The following is a 16,340-nucleotide window of genomic DNA, read 5'->3' as shown; positions in this document are numbered from 1 at the left end:
TAATTCAACGAAAAATGGACATCATAACTATTATAATTAGTGCCATCGTTGGTATTGCGATTGGTTTTTTTATTGCAAAAATACTGGAGCGAAACAACGCATCCCAGCTTATAACAAGAGCAAAAAAGAGCGCATTATCAATACTAAAAGAGGCGAAATCTGAAGCTGAAACGATTAAAAAAGATAAGATACTTCAAGCCAAAGAGAAGTTTTTGGAACTGAAGGCAGAGCATGAAAAAGTAATATTGAATCGCGAAAAAAAGATTTCAGAAACTGAAAAGAGAGCTCGCGACAAAGAATCACAGATTTCAAGCGAACTCGCAAAAACGAAAAAGCTAAATACCGATCTAGAAGAAAAACAAACCGATTACAACGATAGGATTTCAATACTTGAAAAAAAGCAAAGCGAGGTAGAGAAAATGCATCGCAGCCAAGTTGAGCAACTAGAAGTAATCAGCAGTCTATCCGCAGAAGATGCGAAGTCACAGTTGATGGAAAGTATGAAAGACGAAGCTAAAACACAGGCTATGGCCTTTGTGCAAACTTCTATGGAAGAAGCTAAAATGACCGCGCATCAAGAAGCCAAAAAGATTATTATCAATACCATTCAACGTATAGGAACGGAAGAGGCCGTTGAAAACTGTGTTTCAGTTTTCAATCTTGAAAGTGATGACGTTAAAGGTAGAATTATTGGTCGTGAAGGACGAAACATCCGTGCCATTGAGGCAGCAACAGGCGTTGAGATTATTGTTGACGATACTCCGGAAGCAATTATTCTTTCCTGTTTTGATTCCGTAAGAAGAGAAATTGCACGTTTATCTTTACATAAATTGGTTACAGATGGCCGTATTCACCCGGCACGTATTGAGGAAGTGGTTCAAAAAACCACCAAACAAATAGAGGAAGAAATTATTGAAGTTGGTAAAAGAACCGTTATTGAATTAGGAATACACGGTCTGCACCCTGAGCTTATAAAAGCGGTGGGACGTATGAAATATCGTTCGTCTTACGGTCAAAACCTTTTACATCACTCTCGCGAGGTTGCAAGACTTTGCGGCGTAATGGCTGCAGAACTTGGTTTGAACGCCAAACTGGCAAAACGAGCAGGCTTGCTTCACGATATAGGGAAAGTACCAGAAATGGAAACCGAAATGCCTCACGCACTTTTAGGAATGCAATGGGCTGAGAAATATGGCGAAAAGCCAGAAGTGTGTAACGCCATTGGGGCTCACCACGACGAGATTGAAATGACGGGATTATTGTCTCCAATTGTTCAGGTTTGTGATGCCATTAGCGGTGCTAGACCTGGAGCAAGACGTCAGGTTTTAGATTCATACATTCAGCGTTTGAAGGATTTAGAAGATATTGCCTTTGGATTTGGTGGTGTAAATAAAGCTTATGCAATTCAAGCAGGACGTGAACTACGCGTGATGGTTGAAAGCGATAAGGTAAGTGATGAAAAAGCGGCACAACTATCTTTTGAAATTTCGCAGAAAATACAAACAGATATGACCTATCCTGGTCAAGTGAAAGTGACCGTTATACGCGAAACACGCGCGGTTAACATAGCGAAATAAATCAAATAGGAAATTTATTCATAGAAAAGCCACAATAGAGATATTGTGGCTTTCTTTTTTCTGCTTACTGCAACTGAATACAGCCCACTTATTTCCTTGGGTGATACCGATTAATAACTTCAGTGAGATGTTTCCTGTCTATATGCGTGTAAATTTCTGTGGTGGTTATGCTTTCGTGGCCAAGCATTTGCTGGATGGCTCTAAGATCTGCTCCGTTTTCCAAAAGATGAGTAGCGAAGGAATGTCTAAAAGTGTGGGGACTGATTGTTTTACGGATCCCGGCTTTTTCTGCTAAGCGTTTTACGATTGTAAAAATCATTGCTCGCGTTAGTGGCCTTCCGTGTTGATTCAAGAAAACGGTATCTTTTGCCATGGAATCAATTTCTTGGTGTATGCGAACTTCCTTTCTATAAATATTAATGTATTTTTCAGTGGTTGGCCCAATGGGCACCAAACGTTGTTTATCGCCTTTCCCTGTTACCTTTATAAAACCTTCTTCAAAAAAGAGGTCGGAAATTTTAAGGTTTGTAAGTTCTGAAACGCGCAGGCCGCAGCCATAAAGTGTTTCGAGGATGGCACGATTGCGCTCTCCTTGTTTTGAACTTAAATCTATTGCGCTTATAAGTGCGTCAATTTCTTCAACAGCCAAAGTATCAGGCAATTTTCTTCCCAGTTTTGGAGATTCAATAAGCTCTAAGGGATTGGTTTTTCTGTAATCTTCAAAAATAAGGTAGTTGAAAAATCCTTTTAATCCTGAAATCAATCTACTCTGTGAACGAGGGTTTACTTTTTTAGCGATTTCATAAATGAATTGTTGCAGGGTTTCTTCTGAAATGGAAAGGGGGGAGATGTCCATTTCATTGGTTTCCAGCCAGCGCATCAGTTTTTTTACGTCTAAAGAATAGTTGATTATTGAATTCTCTGAAAGACCGCGTTCCAAACGGAGATAATTCTGGTAGTCCTTTAATGTTTGTAACCACTTCATACCGCTATATTACCACTAAAAACAATAGTTAACAAAAAACTAAATGTATTTTAATGCATAAGATTAAAGGTATCTTTACGTTTTAAATTAAAACTCAAAAAATATATATTATTATGAAAAAATTGATTTTAGGAGTGCTTATGTTATTTATTGCAACCACCGCCTTTTCACAAGAACTTGATCTTGGGGTGAAAGCTGGGGTTAACTTTGCAAATATTTCTGACGTTCCCGACCTTTCAAGTAAGACGGGCTTTCAAGCTGGTGTTTTTGCAGGTGTAAAATTTGGAGATAAGATTGGAATTCAGGCAGATATTCTGTATTCACAACAAGGAGCGGAGTTTGATGCTGGGAAATTTGACTTGAACTACATCAACATTCCTGTTGTATTGAAATATTATTTGGTTCAGGGATTGAATGTTCAGGCTGGGCCGCAATTTGGATTCATCATTGATGACGATATTTATGTAGATGCTTTCGGAACTAATTCGATAAATGCCAATGCAGAAAAAAGTGATGTTTCTGGGATAGTAGGAGCAGGTTATGATTTTCCTTTTGGAGTTAGACTGGATGCCCGTTATAATTTTGGTCTCTCCGATGTTTCAAAGACCGAAAATTTTGAAGGAAAAAACAATGTGTTTTCTGTAGCTTTAGGATATTCTTTCCTATAACAGAAAAAATAATTAAAGTGAAAAGCCGCCTATTATGGGCGGCTTTTTTTATGTAATAATTAAGGAAAAGGAGTGGAAAGCCTTAAAATTAGGTTGTTTTTTCGTTAAACATTATTAAAAGCTAGGCATGGGTGGTTGTATAATTTTTTCCTTTGAGGCATTAACAAAAAAAATCAAATGATATGAAAAAGTTAATTTTTATTACAGCAATTACAATTATGTCAATATCCGCAGCACAGGCTCAAGAAGTGAGAATAGGTGCAAAGGGCGGTGTAAATTTTTCGACCTTTAGCGGAGACGATTTAGGAGATATAAAATCAAGAACTGGTTTCCATATAGGAGGACTGGTAGAGATTCCTATTTCAGAAAGATTTTCAGTGCAGCCAGAGGTTTTGTATTCCTCTCAAGGAGCTCAATACGATGATGCAGGAACAGAAGGCGGTGTAGATTACTCTTATAAAGTTACTGAGAAGCTGGATTATATTCAAGTTCCAGTTATGGCCAAATTTTATCTGGTTGATGGTTTTGCGATTGAAGCAGGACCACAGGTGGGTTTCTTGGCTTCTTCAAAAGGAGAGTATGAGGGAACGCTTGGAGGCGTAACTACTTCTGGAGAGGATGACTTAGAGGATGTTTCCAGTATTGATGTTTCTCTTGGTGGCGGAGTGTCTTACAGACTTCCTATGGGCGTATTTTTTGGTGCGCGTTATAACTATGGATTAACGAATGTAAATGATGGTGACAATGCGGATGATCAGAAAATTAATAATAATGTTATTCAGCTTTCCGCAGGGTATTCTTTCTAAAAAAATTAATGTAACTAATATTAAAAGCAGGAAAAATTTCCTGCTTTTTTTATGCCCTTGTTTTTTTCACAATTCGTTACGGAAAATTTAATAAATTTTGTAGTTATACAAAATATAATTAGCTTAGTAAGGTCTTGACGGCGTATTATGTAATTTAAGCTTAAGTGTTTGTAACATTGGTTTAATAGCTATTGCGGGTGTTAAGGCTTTGAAATGACAATATTGTCAACAACCTTTAACCTTATTTATTATGAAAAAACTATTACTTTTTGCTGCTTTTGCAGCGTTCACCTTCACTACAGCAAATGCTCAAAGTGAATTTCGCATTGGTTTTAAAGGAGGTGTTAATTTTTCTTCAGTTGGTGGCGATTTCACCGATGATTATGATGGAAGAACAAGCTTTCACATAGGTGGTTTGGTCGAAATTCCTATTTCCGAAAAATTTGCCATTCAACCAGAGCTTTTATATTCCTCACAAGGTGCAAAATCAGAATATGACGATAGTTTTGGCGATAGTATAGTTATTGGTAAAGAAAAACTTAAATTAGATTATATAAATATTCCCATTATGGCGAAATATTATATTATTGAAGGCTTAAGTGTGGAGGCAGGTCCACAATTTGGGGTTTTAGTTTCTGCAAAAAACGAGTATGAGATTTCTGACTTTAGAGGAGACGAATCTGGTGAAGATGATGTTAAAGACCTATATAAAACACTTGATATTAGTTTCGGTTTTGGTGGATCTTACAGATTGAACAATGGCTTGTTTTTTAGTGCGCGCTATGTTTTAGGTATTTCAGATATTACTAATGAAGATGACCTTGAGGGTTTTGAACTGTTTGGAATTGAAGCGTTTAAACAACGCAATAGTGTAATACAGCTATCTGCAGGGTTTTCGTTCTAAATATTTTTAATATATTTTATAAAAGCAGGGACTGTGTTCCTGCTTTTTTTTATTTCCTCCAATTTTGAAACGGAGTTATTGAGGTTGAATTTTTTTAGCTATTTTTAGTTTTCGAATCTAAAAAACTATTAATATGAAAAAACTTTTACTTTTTGCTGCGGTAGCATTATTTGCCTTTACCACGGCTCACTCTCAAGAATTTCGACTGGGTGCTAAAGCTGGTGTTAACATCTCTTCCATAGGAGGTGATTACGTTGATGGTTTAGATCCACTCGTTGGTTTTCATGTAGGGGGTTTGGTGGAAATTCCATTAGCTGGAAAATTTGCTCTTCAACCCGAAATTTTATACTCTTCCCAAGGTGCCAAATACGTGAGTTATTTGGGCAGTGATTTCCAGGAGTATGATTCAAAAGTGCTATTGAGCTATATAAATGTTCCGATTATGGGGAAATATTATATAATAGAAGGTTTGAGTGTTGAGCTTGGACCACAAATTGGAGTTCTAGTAAAGGCAAATCAAAAAGGTGATTATGCGGATGGTTCATACGATGATGATGTAAAGTATTTTTATAATTCCTTAGATATTGCCATAGGTATTGGCGCGAGTTATCGTTTAAATAATGGCGTATTCTTCAGCTTAAGATTTAACAAAGGGTTGATGGATATTTCTGATGATGATATCGAATATTTTGAAGATGGAGACCTTGACAGTTATTCTTATAAAAACCAAAACAACGTTTTCCAAATTTCAGCAGGATATTCCTTCTAAAACACTATGAGATATTTTCAAAAGCAGGGACTGTGTTCCTGCTTTTTTTATTTGATCTTTTTGAGAAAGGGTTATGACTTTATGCTATTTAATTTTGAAACCTATTGCGCCAAATTCTAAACCATAGCTGCTAAATACTAAATGGCTGTTGTTTCCATCTTCAATGATAGATAGGTTTGCAGCTTATTAGTCAAAACAAAATATGAACTTAAATTGCTTTTTTGACATAATCTGTTACATATGTTATAGGGATTGTAACATATCTCAATTTTAGATAGCAACCTTAATTATATTTTTGAACCGACAATATTGTCAAAACCTTAAATCTCATTTATTATGAAAAAAATTTTACTTTTAACTGCAGTAGCATTATTTGCATTTACAACTGCTCAATCGCAAGAGTTCCGCATAGGAGCTAAGGCTGGTTTAAACGTGGCCTCCTTAGGTGGCGATAGTTATTACGGTGGTTTAGGCAGCCTTGGCTCTCGGACGAGTTTTCACATTGGTGGTCTTGTTGAAATTCCATTGATGGGGAAATTTGCTCTACAACCTGAATTATTGTACTCTTCTGAGGGCTCAGATTGGAGTTTCGGAACTTTAGGAGACAATACTAAATTGGATTATATCCGAGTTCCTGTTTTGGCAAAATTCTATATTATTGAAGGTTTAAGTGCTGAGGCTGGACCCGTATTTGGGGTTTTGATTAATGCAGAGGGAAATTATTACAATGCTGATGATGACTTCGTGAGAGGTGATGCTAAGGATATATATAAAAGTTTTGATGCACAATTTGGCATTGGAGCTTCTTATCGTTTGAACATGGGTTTTTTCTTTAGTATTCGCTATAACAAAGGTCTGTTAAGCGTAAACGAAGAATATGAAGTTGACGGTTATAGATATAATACTGGTAAAAACCAAAGTAACGTATTCCAACTTTCAGCGGGATATTCATTTTGATTTAGAAATAGTATAGACTACTTATTATAAAGGCTGCCTGATAGAGGGTGGCCTTTTTTTTTAAAATAATAAAGAATATGATTTTATCATTGGAAAGAATACGGGTTTATTGTTTATTTGCTTCCTTTAACCCTAAAATTTATATTTATGAAAAAATTATTACTTTTTGTTGCATTAGCAACTTTATCATTTACAGCAGTTCAATCACAAAACGTGCGCTTTGGAGTAAAAGGAGGTGTTAACTTATCTTCTGTAAACGGAGATGATGTTGATGGATTTGATGGCGTAACAGGTTTTCACATTGGAGCTGTCGCTAAAATTGGTTTTACAGAATTATTAGCCCTTCAACCTGAAATTTTATTTTCTGCACAAGGGTATGCAGTAGATGATACTACAGTAAGACTTGGCTATGTTAATGTACCTATTATGGCAGACTTTACAATCGTTGAAGGTTTAAGTTTACAAGGTGGTCCGCAATTTGGATTTAATGTTGTTTCAGGATATAAAGTTGATGGTGATGAATATGAGCATTTTGAAGACGATGATACTTTTGAAACACTTGACTTAGGTGTAGGTATAGGAGCGCAGTATGTGTTGCCAATGAATTTATTTTTCCAAGCGCGTTATGTAGTTGGTTTTTCAGATATCGCTAAAGATGCTGATGCAAAGAACGCTGTGTTAAGTTTTTCAGCGGGTTACTTTTTTAACTAATCACAAATTTTTCAAATACTAAAAAGCAGGGACTATGTTCCTGCTTTTTTTATTTAATATATTTGCCATCCCAAAATATATTTAATGAAAATAAAATTACTTTTTCTTTCAATTTTCTTATTCTCAACCGTTTTAATTGGTCAGACCAAAAAACTTGAAGTAAGCCCCGTAATTGCGGTAGAGTTTCCTTTTGCAAGCAAGGCTAAGGACAGTTATTTTAAATATGATTACACGGTGCGTCCCTCAGTGGGAGCGGCATTCAAAATTTCTTTTTTTGAAAAATTTGCATTACAGCCAGAATTTAATTTTCAACTTAGAGAGGTGAGGGTTTTAAGAAAGGAAACGAATGATGCTTTATTTAGAAACTCTGTTGTGTATGTAGTAGTTCCAGTATATGTAAATTATGCAATTACCGATAACTTCAGTTTGCTTGTAGGGCCGAGGCTTGGGGTAGATCTTTCATTTAGTGCTTCCTACAGTTCGGGAACCAATGGAACTTCCAGCAGCAGTACAGGGGAAAGTCCTGAGTTTGCTGGTGTTTTTGGATTTCAATACACAACGCCTTTTAAAATTTTTGTGAATTTAAAAGGAATGTATGGGTTTACGAGCCCAGATTATGCTGAGAACGTAAATGAAAGTGCGCTGATGATAGGTGCGGGTTGGTTTTTTTAAAAATGGATTTATACTTTCAACTAATGAAAAATTTAATATTTATTACTGTTATAGCACTTTTTGCGCAAAATTCCTTTGCACAGGAATCCGTAGTTAGTCCTAAAAACAGTGCTGGTTTTATTATTAGTTTTGGCGCATCATTTCCAATGGCAGATTTCGGGAATCCTGATTTAGAATGGAGTTACCACAAGAATAAAAATCTTGGTGGCGGTACAGGAATTGCGCTCAATATTGACTATGTTTTGCCATTAGCGGATAATGGTATTGGCTTGTTTGTTGGAGCAGGCTTTAATTATAACGGTCTAAAAAGAGATTATAAACGAAAATATCAAGAAGAAACTCGGTTTTATGCAGGAGATATAACGTATCAAAACTATTATAGCATTCCTGTATCCACTGGTATAAACTTCACCCATAATTTTGACGAGACATTTGGGCTTTTTGGGAATTTAGGAATTGTTGTCAATTTCCTAAAAATAAAAGATAGAGAAGTAAACACACCTTCTCAGAACATTACTGCCTCATTTGATGCAAAAACAGGAATAGGTTTGAGGTTAGGTGGAGGTATTATTTTTAAATCGAAATACTATTTTTCCCTAAATTATATTAACGTAGGTAAAACGAAAATAAAATTTACAGAGGAAATAAAGCGAGAGTTTCCAAATCCATCAAATCAACAATATGATTTTACGGATGAGTCAAAAATAAGTTATCTAAACCTGACCGTAGGAATCAAACTGTAAAAGTTAAATTCAACTCTTATAATAAAAATATTCTCTGCTTTTTTTATTTAATATATTTACAGTATGAAAATAATCATCATCAACGGCCCAAACCTAAATCTGCTCGGTAAGCGTGAAAACGATATCTATGGCAACGAAACCTTCAACGACTTTTTTGAAAGGTTACAGAAGAAGTATGCAAACCAAGAAGTTTCCTATTTTCAGTCGAATATAGAAGGTGAATTGATTGATAAAATTCAAGAAGTAGGATACAAATACGATGGGATTATTTTAAACGCTGCTGCATATACCCATACTTCGGTAGGAATTGCAGATGCAGTGAAAGCGATAACTACGCCCGTTGTGGAAGTTCATATATCCAACACCTTTTCAAGAGAAGATTTTAGGCATAAAAGCTATATTTCGCCCAATGCCCATGGAGTGATTGTGGGTTTTGGATTGCAGAGTTATGAGCTGGCTTTGCAAAGTTTTTTAAAGTAGTATTGAGAATTGAGTATTGAGTATAGAGTATAAAAAAACCGCAACTAGTGCGGTTTTTTTTATTTTTCGTCTCACGTCTCACGTCTCACGTCTCACGTCATAGGTGAATCACTTCTCCATAAGCATCTGCTACGGCTTCCATTACGGCTTCGCTCATTGTTGGGTGCGGGTGGATTGTTTTTAGTACTTCGTGTCCTGTAGTTTCCAGTTTTCTTCCCAAAACAGCTTCGGCAATCATATCGGTAACGCCGGCGCCAATCATATGGCAACCTAACCATTCGCCGTATTTGGCATCGAAAATTACTTTTACAAAACCATCCTTTTCACCAGAAGCACTTGCTTTTCCACTTGCAGAGAAGGGAAACTTACCAACTTTTAGCTCGTAACCCGCTTCTTTGGCTTGTTTTTCAGTCATACCAACACTTGCAATTTCTGGCGAAGCATAGGTACAACCCGGAATGTTTCCGTAATCAATTGGTTCAACGTGAAGTCCGGCAATTTTTTCAACACAAGTAATTCCTTCAGCCGAAGCAACGTGCGCTAGGGCAGGACCAGGAACTATATCGCCAATAGCGTAGTAGCCAGGAATGTTGGTTTGGTACCAATCATTAACCATTATTTTTCCTTTGTCGGTAACAATACCAACTTCTTCTAAGCCTATATTTTCAAGGTTTGAAGCAATACCCACTGCTGAAAGTACTATTTCAGCTTCAAGCGTTTCTTCGCCTTTGGCAGTTTTTACAGTAGCTTTTACCAGTTTACCTGAAGTGTCCAATTTTTCTACAGAAGAATTCGTCATCACTTTTATTCCCGCTTTTTTGAAAGAGCGCTCAAATTGTTTTGAAACATCTTCGTCTTCCAATGGCACAAGGTTTGGCAAAAATTCAACAATCGTAACTTCCGTTCCCATTGAATTGTAGAAATGTGCGAACTCAACACCAATGGCGCCACTACCCACAACAATCATACTTTTGGGTTGTTTTTTTAAGGTCATTGCTTCGCGGTAGCCAATCACTTTTTTGCCGTCCTGTTTTAGGTTTGGCAACTCGCGTGAACGCGCCCCAGTTGCAATGATTATATGGTCTGCGGTATATTCCTTTCCGTCAACGTCAATTTTCTTTCCAGGTTTAATTTTTCCGATGCCATTGATAACGTCAATTTTGTTCTTCTTCATCAAAAACTGAACACCTTTACTCATTCCTTCGGCAACACCGCGGCTTCTATCAACCACTTTTCCGAAATCTTTATCAAATTCTTTTACGGTTAGCCCGTAACTGTCTGCGTGTTTTAGGTAATCAAAAACCTGAGCGCTCTTTAAAAGTGCTTTAGTAGGGATGCATCCCCAGTTTAGACAAACGCCTCCAAGGCTTTCTTTTTCAACAATGGCGGTCTTTAAACCTAATTGTGAAGCCCTAATAGCGGCAACATAACCACCGGGACCACTTCCTAAAACTATAACGTCGTATTTGCTCATTACTTAATTTTATGTGTATTTCTTTTGAAGCAACGAATTTACGAATACTAAAGGAAAAAACTCAAATAACAAATCCCAAATCCCAAATAAATTTCAAAAAAGAAAATTCACAAAACAAAAAAAATCCAAAGGACTGCCCTTTGGAATTTGGTTTTTGAATTTTAAAAATTATTTGGGTTTTAGCTTTTGATACTTTTATCAAAATTCAACGAAAGTGAGTTAATACAGAAGCGCTGTCCAGATTCAGTAGGACCATCGTCAAAAACATGGCCCAAATGGCTTCCACAGTTGGAGCATAGGATTTCTGTTCGCATCATTCCATGCGAAGTATCTTTTATATATTCAACTGCGCCTTCAATAGAATCATCAAATGAAGGCCAACCACAACTACTTTCAAACTTGTTGTTGCTTTTAAAAAGGGGTGTGTGGCAAGCGCCGCAAACGTATGTTCCATCTTCAAAAGTGAGGTTGTATTCTCCTGTCCTTGGGAATTCTGTTCCTTTCTCGCGAAGAATATGGTAACGTTTTTCGCCCAATTCCTCACGCCATTCGGCTTCCGATTTTGTTATGGGATATTTATTTGGTTTTTCCATTTTCTGGTATAAAGTTTAATGCAACGCCGTTTATGCAATGCCTTTTTCCGGTAGTTTCAGGACCATCGTTAAAAACGTGGCCCAAATGCCCGCCGCAAGTGGCGCAATGCTCTTCCGTTCTTGTGTATCCAAGTTTATGATCAGTAGAAAAAGCGACATTTCCTTCAATTACTCGGTCAAAACTTGGCCATCCCGTGCCGCTATCGAATTTATGTTTGCTTTCAAAAACGGGTGTTCCGCAGCCAGCACATACATAAGTTCCTGCTTTATGATTGTCATTCAAAGGGCTGGAAAAAGCGCGCTCCGTTCCTTCGTGGCGCAAAACGCTGTAGGCTTCAGAAGAAAGCTGCGCTTTCCATTCCGCATCAGTTTTGGTCACTTTAAAATTTTCTTGTTTTACTTCTTTGCTTTTCTGTGCGGGGGAGTTGCAACTGAAAAGCAATGTAGCCAAAACAATAAATGTGCTTAAAAGCTTCATCTTAAAGTTCTATTTTTTCAATTTGTGTATCGTCCATTTGCATCATTTGCAGCAATTCTGTCATAGAAGGATTCGTGGCAGCAAATTCTGCGGGAACCACGGCCACACGGAAAGTTTGATTGGTTGTTGGGTCAGGATTGGTGCCAATATTCGTAAGATCGAAATTTCCTTCAATAGTAAATTGAATGTCAACGAAGGTATGATTAAAATTATACTGATATACGTCTCCAGTATTATCATTATAGAAAACACTTTGAGGAAGTTGTGTCCAAACATCAGCTGTCTGCCCATTTCCAATATCTGCCAGACCTTCATATCTGTAGACTAAAACTACATCACTTTCATATACTGTAACTGGAAACTGTATAAATGACGTTTCATAGATATTCTCTGAAGGAATATATTCAAAATTAACAGTTCTTTCGAACACCTGTCCCAAAAAAGAAACGCCATCCTGTCCTGGAGGTCCTGGATCGCCTTCGCAAGAAGTAAATAAAACTGTTGTTGAAAGGGCCAAAAAAAGGAGTATGTTTTTCATAATTGAATATTTTTTAAAGTTAAAATGTAAAGTTTGCAAAAGTCGTTCCAAATTTTACAATCCTATAAATTTAAAGGCTTCCATAATACATCACTATTAAAGAAACACTAAAGTTTAAAATTTGTGGAACAATTTTTAAAAAATCAATTTTACAATAATTTTAATAGATTGCTAAAATTTATATTTCTAATTTTAACATTAAAACAAAACCATCTCTTATGAAATTTTCAAAATCACTTTCCATCTTACTTTTAGGGGCACTTGTTGTTGCTTGTAGTACCAATCCTTTTACGGGAAAACAAACTTTGGCTTTGGTTCCAAATTCGCAGATTCTTCCAATGGCGTTTCAGCAATACCAAGAGTTTTTATCTGAAAATAAGGTTGTAAAAAATACTGCAGATGCACAAATGGTAAAAAGCGTGGGGCAAAAAATTGCAGCTGCTTCTGAAAGATATTTGACTGCAAACGGATATGCTGGTTATTTGGCAGATTACCGTTGGGAATATAATCTTGTGGACAGCAAAGATGTAAACGCTTGGTGTATGCCTGGTGGAAAAATAGTGGTTTATACGGGTATTTTACCAATAACAAAGAATGAAGCTGGCTTGGCTGCTGTTATGGGGCATGAGGTAGCCCATGCACTTGCCAATCACGGGCAACAACGTATGAGTGCCGGTCAATTGCAACAATTAGGTGCTGTGGCAGGAAATGTTGCCTTGTCCAACAGCCCAGAAAACCAACAAATTTTCAACACTGCCTATGGGTTGGGAAGTAATGTGGGTATCATGCTTCCTTTTAGCAGAAGCCATGAAACAGAAGCAGACCATATTGGATTGATTTTAATGGCGATGGCTGGTTACGAGCCAAGTGTTGCTGCAGAACTTTGGCAACGTATGCAAGCTCAGGAAAACGGTAATACACCCCCAGAATTTTTGAGCACGCACCCTTCCAGTAGTACAAGAATCCAAAATATACAGGCTTGGGCTCCCGAAGCAAGGGCTGAGGCAAAAAAGTTTGGTGTTACTTCGTTTAAGAGATAATAAGAAAGAATATAAATTTTTAAAATCCCGCATCAAGCGGGATTTTTTATTAGATTAGTAACCTCAAAAAAATGAAGAGCCAATATGCCCAACTTACTTAAAGGAAGTAAAAAGTTACTTAACGCTTGGGCATTTTATGATTGGGCAAATTCAGTTTACAGCCTTGTAATTGCTTCGGCTATTTTTCCTATTTATTACCAAGCACTTTTTAAATCTGCCGACGTATCGACGGTTTCTATTCTGGGCGGAAATATTCGCAGTACACCTTTAATTAGTTACACTACTGCTGCCGCCTTTCTGTTGGTTGCTATTATTTCGCCATTGCTTTCGGGTATTGCGGATTATGTAGGTAACAAGAAGAATTTCATGAAATTTTTCTGCTACCTCGGAGCTTTTTCGTGTATGGGGCTTTATTTTTTCAGCATTGAAAATATTCATATCAGTCTTCTTTTTTATTTTTTTGGATTGATTGGTTTCTGGGGAAGTCTTGTTTTTTATAATTCCTATTTGCCCGATGTTGCTTTTCCCGAACAACAAGATAGGGTGAGTGCCCGCGGCTATTCCTTTGGATATATAGGAAGTGTCATTTTGCTGATTTTCAATTTGGGAATGGTTATGAAGCCTGAAATATTCGGCTTTGGAGAAGGAGGGGAAGCTAGTATGAAAGCAATGCGTTGGTCTTTCGTTACTGTTGGAATATGGTGGATTCTCTTTAGTCAATATTCCTTTTATTTTTTACCCAAAGGAAACAAAAGCGGAAAAAAAGTAAGTACCAAAATATTATTGAACGGTTTTCGCGAACTAAAAAGTGTTTATAATTCGCTTTCAGAAAACATACAGCTCAAAAGATATTTAGCGGCATTTTTTGTTTACAGCATGGCAGTGCAAACGGTGATGCTGGTAGCCACCTATTTTGGCGAGCAGGAAATTGCTTGGGGTGGTGATGCTGCAAAAACTATGGGTCTGATTGTAAGTATTCTTATTATTCAGCTGGTTGCAGTTGGAGGTGCTATTTTAACATCCCGCGCTTCAGAAAAATTTGGAAACATTCCTGTCCTAATCGTAATAAACATAATTTGGGTTGGCATTTGTGTGGTCGCATTTTTTATTGAATCACCCATTCAATTTTATACAACTGCGGGAGTGGTAGGTTTGGTTATGGGTGGAATTCAATCGCTTTCGCGTTCTACTTATTCAAAATTTTTGCCCGAAACGAAAGACACCACTTCCTATTTCAGCTTTTATGATGTAGCTGAAAAAATTGGGATTGTAATAGGAATGTTAATTTATGGATTTATTGATCAAATAACTGGAAGTATGCGCAACTCTATATTGTTTCTCGTATTGTTTTTTATGACTGGGGTATTTTTACTATTAAGAGTACCAAGAAATAAAACCAATTAAACAATTTTTGTTTAAGTTTGCGTTTATTACCTACAAACTACTTATTTATGAAGAAAATGTATCTTTTGAAAGGAATGCTTCTTGCATTCATAGTCTTTCAATTTTTTTCTTGCGATAATGAGCCACTCACAGGCGAATTTGTACAAGATGAACAAAATGATGCCGATGAAGGGCAGTTTAAAGCCCAAATTGCAGGACAGGAATTTATAGCAAGTTCAACCAGTGCCACAATGACCACTGAAAATGAATTAGTCATTACAGGCTCAAAGCCGGGTGGTGAAGATATTGTCTTGGCCATTACCAACGCTGCAGTTGGTACCTTCAGTCTAACTACATCTGGAACCACCGAAAACGCGGGATCGTATTTTGACGGTTCTGTAAATATGCTTCCATATATGTCTGCCCAAGCTTTGGGAGGTTCAGGACAGTTGAAAATAACCGAATTAGATACCGATGCAAAAACGGTTTCGGGAACCTTTAGTTTTGTTGGGTTTCGAATAAAGGTTGATGGAAATGGCGATCCTGTTCTAGACGGAGATGGCAATCCTGTTTTGGAAAGCATAGAAATTTCAAGAGGTGCATTTAATGCAATAGAATATATCCTGGACGATACCGGAGGCGGTGGTGGAGGAAACAATCCAGAGAACGAATTTTTCGCAAAAGTTGATGGCGTTGATTTTATTGCCGATAGTATTTCGGTTACAGAACCAGTAGTTGGTGATGTGCATATGATTAAAGTTGAAGCCCTTAATGCCGAAAGACAGCTTATACGTATTGACGTTCCGCGCTCTTTAGGTGTAGGAACTTTTGATATGGTTCGTATTTCAGATGGAACAAAATTGATAGCACTTTACAATGCTGCTGGTGGCGCTGAAAACTTGACTTCAAATCCGGGAACAATTACAATTTCTGAATTTGATCTTGAAGTTGGAGTGCTGAAAGCTACTTTTAACTTTACGGGAACCGATCCTTTAAACCAATTGCCAGACGTTGTTGAAGTAACCGAAGGTAGCTTCACCGCATATTTTGAGGGTGTACCAGGAGCAAACAATGCGTTCACCGCCAATATTGACGGTGCAGCTTATACTCCAGACGATCTAGTGGTTGAAACTTCAGTTGTAAACCAATATCCAAGGCTTACCATCACAACAACAAAGGGAGACCAAAGGATGATACTTAGCTTTCCATTAACCGTTACCGAAGGTACTTTTGAAATGGGAACCGAAGTTGTTAATGGTGATGAAATTGTAGCAACCTATACGCCAATGGTTGGCACTTCAATTACCTACGTTTCAATTCCTGGAAGTTTGGTGATTACCAATTATGACCTCGCTACAGGACTTATAGAAGGAACATTCAACTTCACTGGAAGGGATGCTACTGGTCAGGATCCAACGATTTACCAAATTACGGGCGGAGAATTTTTAGTGGTACTTCCGTAAAAAAAATACAAAATTCATAAAAAGCCGTCTTTGGGATATCCCAAGGCGGCTTTTTCAATTGAGGTGGATTTCAAATTTGATGTCACACTTTCCGGATCA

At 37.2% G+C, this 16,340-nt stretch carries 18 protein-coding genes; 13 read left to right on the top strand and 5 right to left on the bottom strand.

Going from position 1 to position 16,340, the window contains the following annotated elements:
* The first annotated feature begins 14 nt into the window (after window positions 1–14).
* The gene (gene rny / locus ESU54_RS04510; RefSeq protein ID WP_111843947.1) at window positions 15–1,577 is read left to right on the top strand and encodes a ribonuclease Y; all 1,563 of its coding nucleotides are present in this window, start codon (window positions 15–17) and stop codon (window positions 1,575–1,577) included.
* Between the two features lie 88 nt (window positions 1,578–1,665).
* Here the strand turns inward: rny and xerD are convergent, their stop codons facing one another.
* Window positions 1,666–2,562: a site-specific tyrosine recombinase XerD gene (gene xerD, locus ESU54_RS04505; protein ID WP_111843946.1), complete on the bottom strand. Its 897-nt coding sequence runs from the start codon at window positions 2,560–2,562 to the stop codon at window positions 1,666–1,668.
* Window positions 2,563–2,675: 113 nt separating this feature from the next.
* Here xerD and ESU54_RS04500 point away from each other — a divergent pair, with 113 nt between their 5' ends.
* The 9 genes from ESU54_RS04500 to aroQ all read left to right on the top strand — a co-directional run bounded on the left by ESU54_RS04500 (window position 2,676) and on the right by aroQ (window position 9,272).
* Window positions 2,676–3,230 (top strand): porin family protein, encoded by a 555-nt coding sequence (locus ESU54_RS04500; protein WP_111843945.1) that lies wholly within the window; start codon window positions 2,676–2,678, stop codon window positions 3,228–3,230.
* Window positions 3,231–3,412: 182 nt separating this feature from the next.
* Entirely contained in the window at window positions 3,413–4,036 is a 624-nt protein-coding gene (locus ESU54_RS04495; protein WP_111843944.1) for a porin family protein, read from the top strand.
* Between the two features lie 250 nt (window positions 4,037–4,286).
* Window positions 4,287–4,940, top strand: a complete 654-nt coding sequence (locus ESU54_RS04490) for a porin family protein (RefSeq protein WP_111843943.1) — start codon at window positions 4,287–4,289, stop codon at window positions 4,938–4,940.
* Window positions 4,941–5,073: 133 nt separating this feature from the next.
* Window positions 5,074–5,709, top strand: coding sequence for a porin family protein (locus ESU54_RS04485; protein ID WP_111843942.1), 636 nt, complete (start codon window positions 5,074–5,076; stop codon window positions 5,707–5,709).
* 336 nt (window positions 5,710–6,045) lie between these two features.
* Window positions 6,046–6,666: a porin family protein gene (locus tag ESU54_RS04480; protein WP_111843941.1), complete on the top strand. Its 621-nt coding sequence runs from the start codon at window positions 6,046–6,048 to the stop codon at window positions 6,664–6,666.
* Between the two features lie 147 nt (window positions 6,667–6,813).
* Window positions 6,814–7,377: a porin family protein gene (locus ESU54_RS04475; RefSeq protein ID WP_111843940.1), complete on the top strand. Its 564-nt coding sequence runs from the start codon at window positions 6,814–6,816 to the stop codon at window positions 7,375–7,377.
* Window positions 7,378–7,461: 84 nt separating this feature from the next.
* Window positions 7,462–8,049 (top strand): outer membrane beta-barrel protein, encoded by a 588-nt coding sequence (locus tag ESU54_RS04470; protein WP_111843939.1) that lies wholly within the window; start codon window positions 7,462–7,464, stop codon window positions 8,047–8,049.
* A 23-nt stretch (window positions 8,050–8,072) separates the two neighbouring features.
* Window positions 8,073–8,792 (top strand): hypothetical protein, encoded by a 720-nt coding sequence (locus ESU54_RS04465; protein WP_146743978.1) that lies wholly within the window; start codon window positions 8,073–8,075, stop codon window positions 8,790–8,792.
* Between the two features lie 63 nt (window positions 8,793–8,855).
* Window positions 8,856–9,272, top strand: a complete 417-nt coding sequence (aroQ, locus tag ESU54_RS04460; protein ID WP_111843937.1) for a type II 3-dehydroquinate dehydratase — start codon at window positions 8,856–8,858, stop codon at window positions 9,270–9,272.
* A 97-nt stretch (window positions 9,273–9,369) separates the two neighbouring features.
* On the opposite strand, the gene lpdA is transcribed toward aroQ, so the two are convergent.
* The 4 genes from lpdA to ESU54_RS04440 form a co-directional block, all read right to left on the bottom strand.
* A complete protein-coding gene (lpdA, locus tag ESU54_RS04455; protein ID WP_111843936.1) occupies window positions 9,370–10,746 on the bottom strand; it encodes a dihydrolipoyl dehydrogenase in 1,377 nt (458 codons plus the stop codon).
* Window positions 10,747–10,925: 179 nt separating this feature from the next.
* Window positions 10,926–11,339 (bottom strand): peptide-methionine (R)-S-oxide reductase MsrB, encoded by a 414-nt coding sequence (msrB, locus tag ESU54_RS04450; RefSeq protein WP_111843935.1) that lies wholly within the window; start codon window positions 11,337–11,339, stop codon window positions 10,926–10,928.
* A complete protein-coding gene (gene msrB / locus ESU54_RS04445; protein ID WP_111843934.1) occupies window positions 11,323–11,817 on the bottom strand; it encodes a peptide-methionine (R)-S-oxide reductase MsrB in 495 nt (164 codons plus the stop codon). Before msrB (ESU54_RS04445) ends, msrB (ESU54_RS04450) begins: the two co-directional genes overlap by 17 nt.
* A 1-nt stretch (window position 11,818) precedes the next feature.
* The gene (locus ESU54_RS04440) at window positions 11,819–12,355 is read right to left on the bottom strand and encodes a collagen-like protein (protein WP_111843933.1); all 537 of its coding nucleotides are present in this window, start codon (window positions 12,353–12,355) and stop codon (window positions 11,819–11,821) included.
* A 218-nt stretch (window positions 12,356–12,573) separates the two neighbouring features.
* On the opposite strand from ESU54_RS04440, the gene ESU54_RS04435 reads away from it, so the two are divergent.
* The 3 genes from ESU54_RS04435 to ESU54_RS04425 all read left to right on the top strand — a co-directional run bounded on the left by ESU54_RS04435 (window position 12,574) and on the right by ESU54_RS04425 (window position 16,241).
* Complete coding sequence (locus ESU54_RS04435; RefSeq protein ID WP_111843932.1) at window positions 12,574–13,395, top strand: M48 family metallopeptidase; 822 nt, start codon at window positions 12,574–12,576, stop codon at window positions 13,393–13,395.
* Between the two features lie 84 nt (window positions 13,396–13,479).
* Window positions 13,480–14,799 carry an MFS transporter gene (locus ESU54_RS04430; RefSeq protein WP_111843931.1) on the top strand — a complete coding sequence of 440 codons (1,320 nt, stop codon included), beginning with the start codon at window positions 13,480–13,482 and terminating at the stop codon, window positions 14,797–14,799.
* Window positions 14,800–14,846: 47 nt separating this feature from the next.
* Window positions 14,847–16,241, top strand: coding sequence for a DUF6252 family protein (locus ESU54_RS04425; protein ID WP_146743977.1), 1,395 nt, complete (start codon window positions 14,847–14,849; stop codon window positions 16,239–16,241).
* The last annotated feature ends 99 nt before the right edge of the window (window positions 16,242–16,340 follow it).

This window comes from Aequorivita antarctica, assembly GCF_007997155.1.
GTDB lineage: Bacteria > Bacteroidota > Bacteroidia > Flavobacteriales > Flavobacteriaceae > Aequorivita > Aequorivita antarctica.
The sequence above is the reverse complement of the archived record's forward strand: the minus strand, read 5'-3'. Positions and strand labels throughout refer to the sequence as shown.

Excerpts from the sequence above, each read along its gene's own strand:
- rny (WP_111843947.1), top strand. The coding sequence starts at position 15 with ATGGACATCATAACTATTATAATTAGTGCCATCGTTGGTATTGCGATT.
- xerD (WP_111843946.1), bottom strand. The coding sequence starts at position 2,562 with ATGAAGTGGTTACAAACATTAAAGGACTACCAGAATTATCTCCGTTTG.
- ESU54_RS04500 (WP_111843945.1), top strand. The coding sequence starts at position 2,676 with ATGAAAAAATTGATTTTAGGAGTGCTTATGTTATTTATTGCAACCACC.
- ESU54_RS04495 (WP_111843944.1), top strand. The coding sequence starts at position 3,413 with ATGAAAAAGTTAATTTTTATTACAGCAATTACAATTATGTCAATATCC.
- ESU54_RS04490 (WP_111843943.1), top strand. The coding sequence starts at position 4,287 with ATGAAAAAACTATTACTTTTTGCTGCTTTTGCAGCGTTCACCTTCACT.
- ESU54_RS04485 (WP_111843942.1), top strand. The coding sequence starts at position 5,074 with ATGAAAAAACTTTTACTTTTTGCTGCGGTAGCATTATTTGCCTTTACC.
- ESU54_RS04480 (WP_111843941.1), top strand. The coding sequence starts at position 6,046 with ATGAAAAAAATTTTACTTTTAACTGCAGTAGCATTATTTGCATTTACA.
- ESU54_RS04475 (WP_111843940.1), top strand. The coding sequence starts at position 6,814 with ATGAAAAAATTATTACTTTTTGTTGCATTAGCAACTTTATCATTTACA.
- ESU54_RS04470 (WP_111843939.1), top strand. The coding sequence starts at position 7,462 with ATGAAAATAAAATTACTTTTTCTTTCAATTTTCTTATTCTCAACCGTT.
- ESU54_RS04465 (WP_146743978.1), top strand. The coding sequence starts at position 8,073 with ATGAAAAATTTAATATTTATTACTGTTATAGCACTTTTTGCGCAAAAT.
- aroQ (WP_111843937.1), top strand. The coding sequence starts at position 8,856 with ATGAAAATAATCATCATCAACGGCCCAAACCTAAATCTGCTCGGTAAG.
- lpdA (WP_111843936.1), bottom strand. The coding sequence starts at position 10,746 with ATGAGCAAATACGACGTTATAGTTTTAGGAAGTGGTCCCGGTGGTTAT.
- msrB (WP_111843935.1), bottom strand. The coding sequence starts at position 11,339 with ATGGAAAAACCAAATAAATATCCCATAACAAAATCGGAAGCCGAATGG.
- msrB (WP_111843934.1), bottom strand. The coding sequence starts at position 11,817 with ATGAAGCTTTTAAGCACATTTATTGTTTTGGCTACATTGCTTTTCAGT.
- ESU54_RS04440 (WP_111843933.1), bottom strand. The coding sequence starts at position 12,355 with ATGAAAAACATACTCCTTTTTTTGGCCCTTTCAACAACAGTTTTATTT.
- ESU54_RS04435 (WP_111843932.1), top strand. The coding sequence starts at position 12,574 with ATGAAATTTTCAAAATCACTTTCCATCTTACTTTTAGGGGCACTTGTT.
- ESU54_RS04430 (WP_111843931.1), top strand. The coding sequence starts at position 13,480 with ATGCCCAACTTACTTAAAGGAAGTAAAAAGTTACTTAACGCTTGGGCA.
- ESU54_RS04425 (WP_146743977.1), top strand. The coding sequence starts at position 14,847 with ATGAAGAAAATGTATCTTTTGAAAGGAATGCTTCTTGCATTCATAGTC.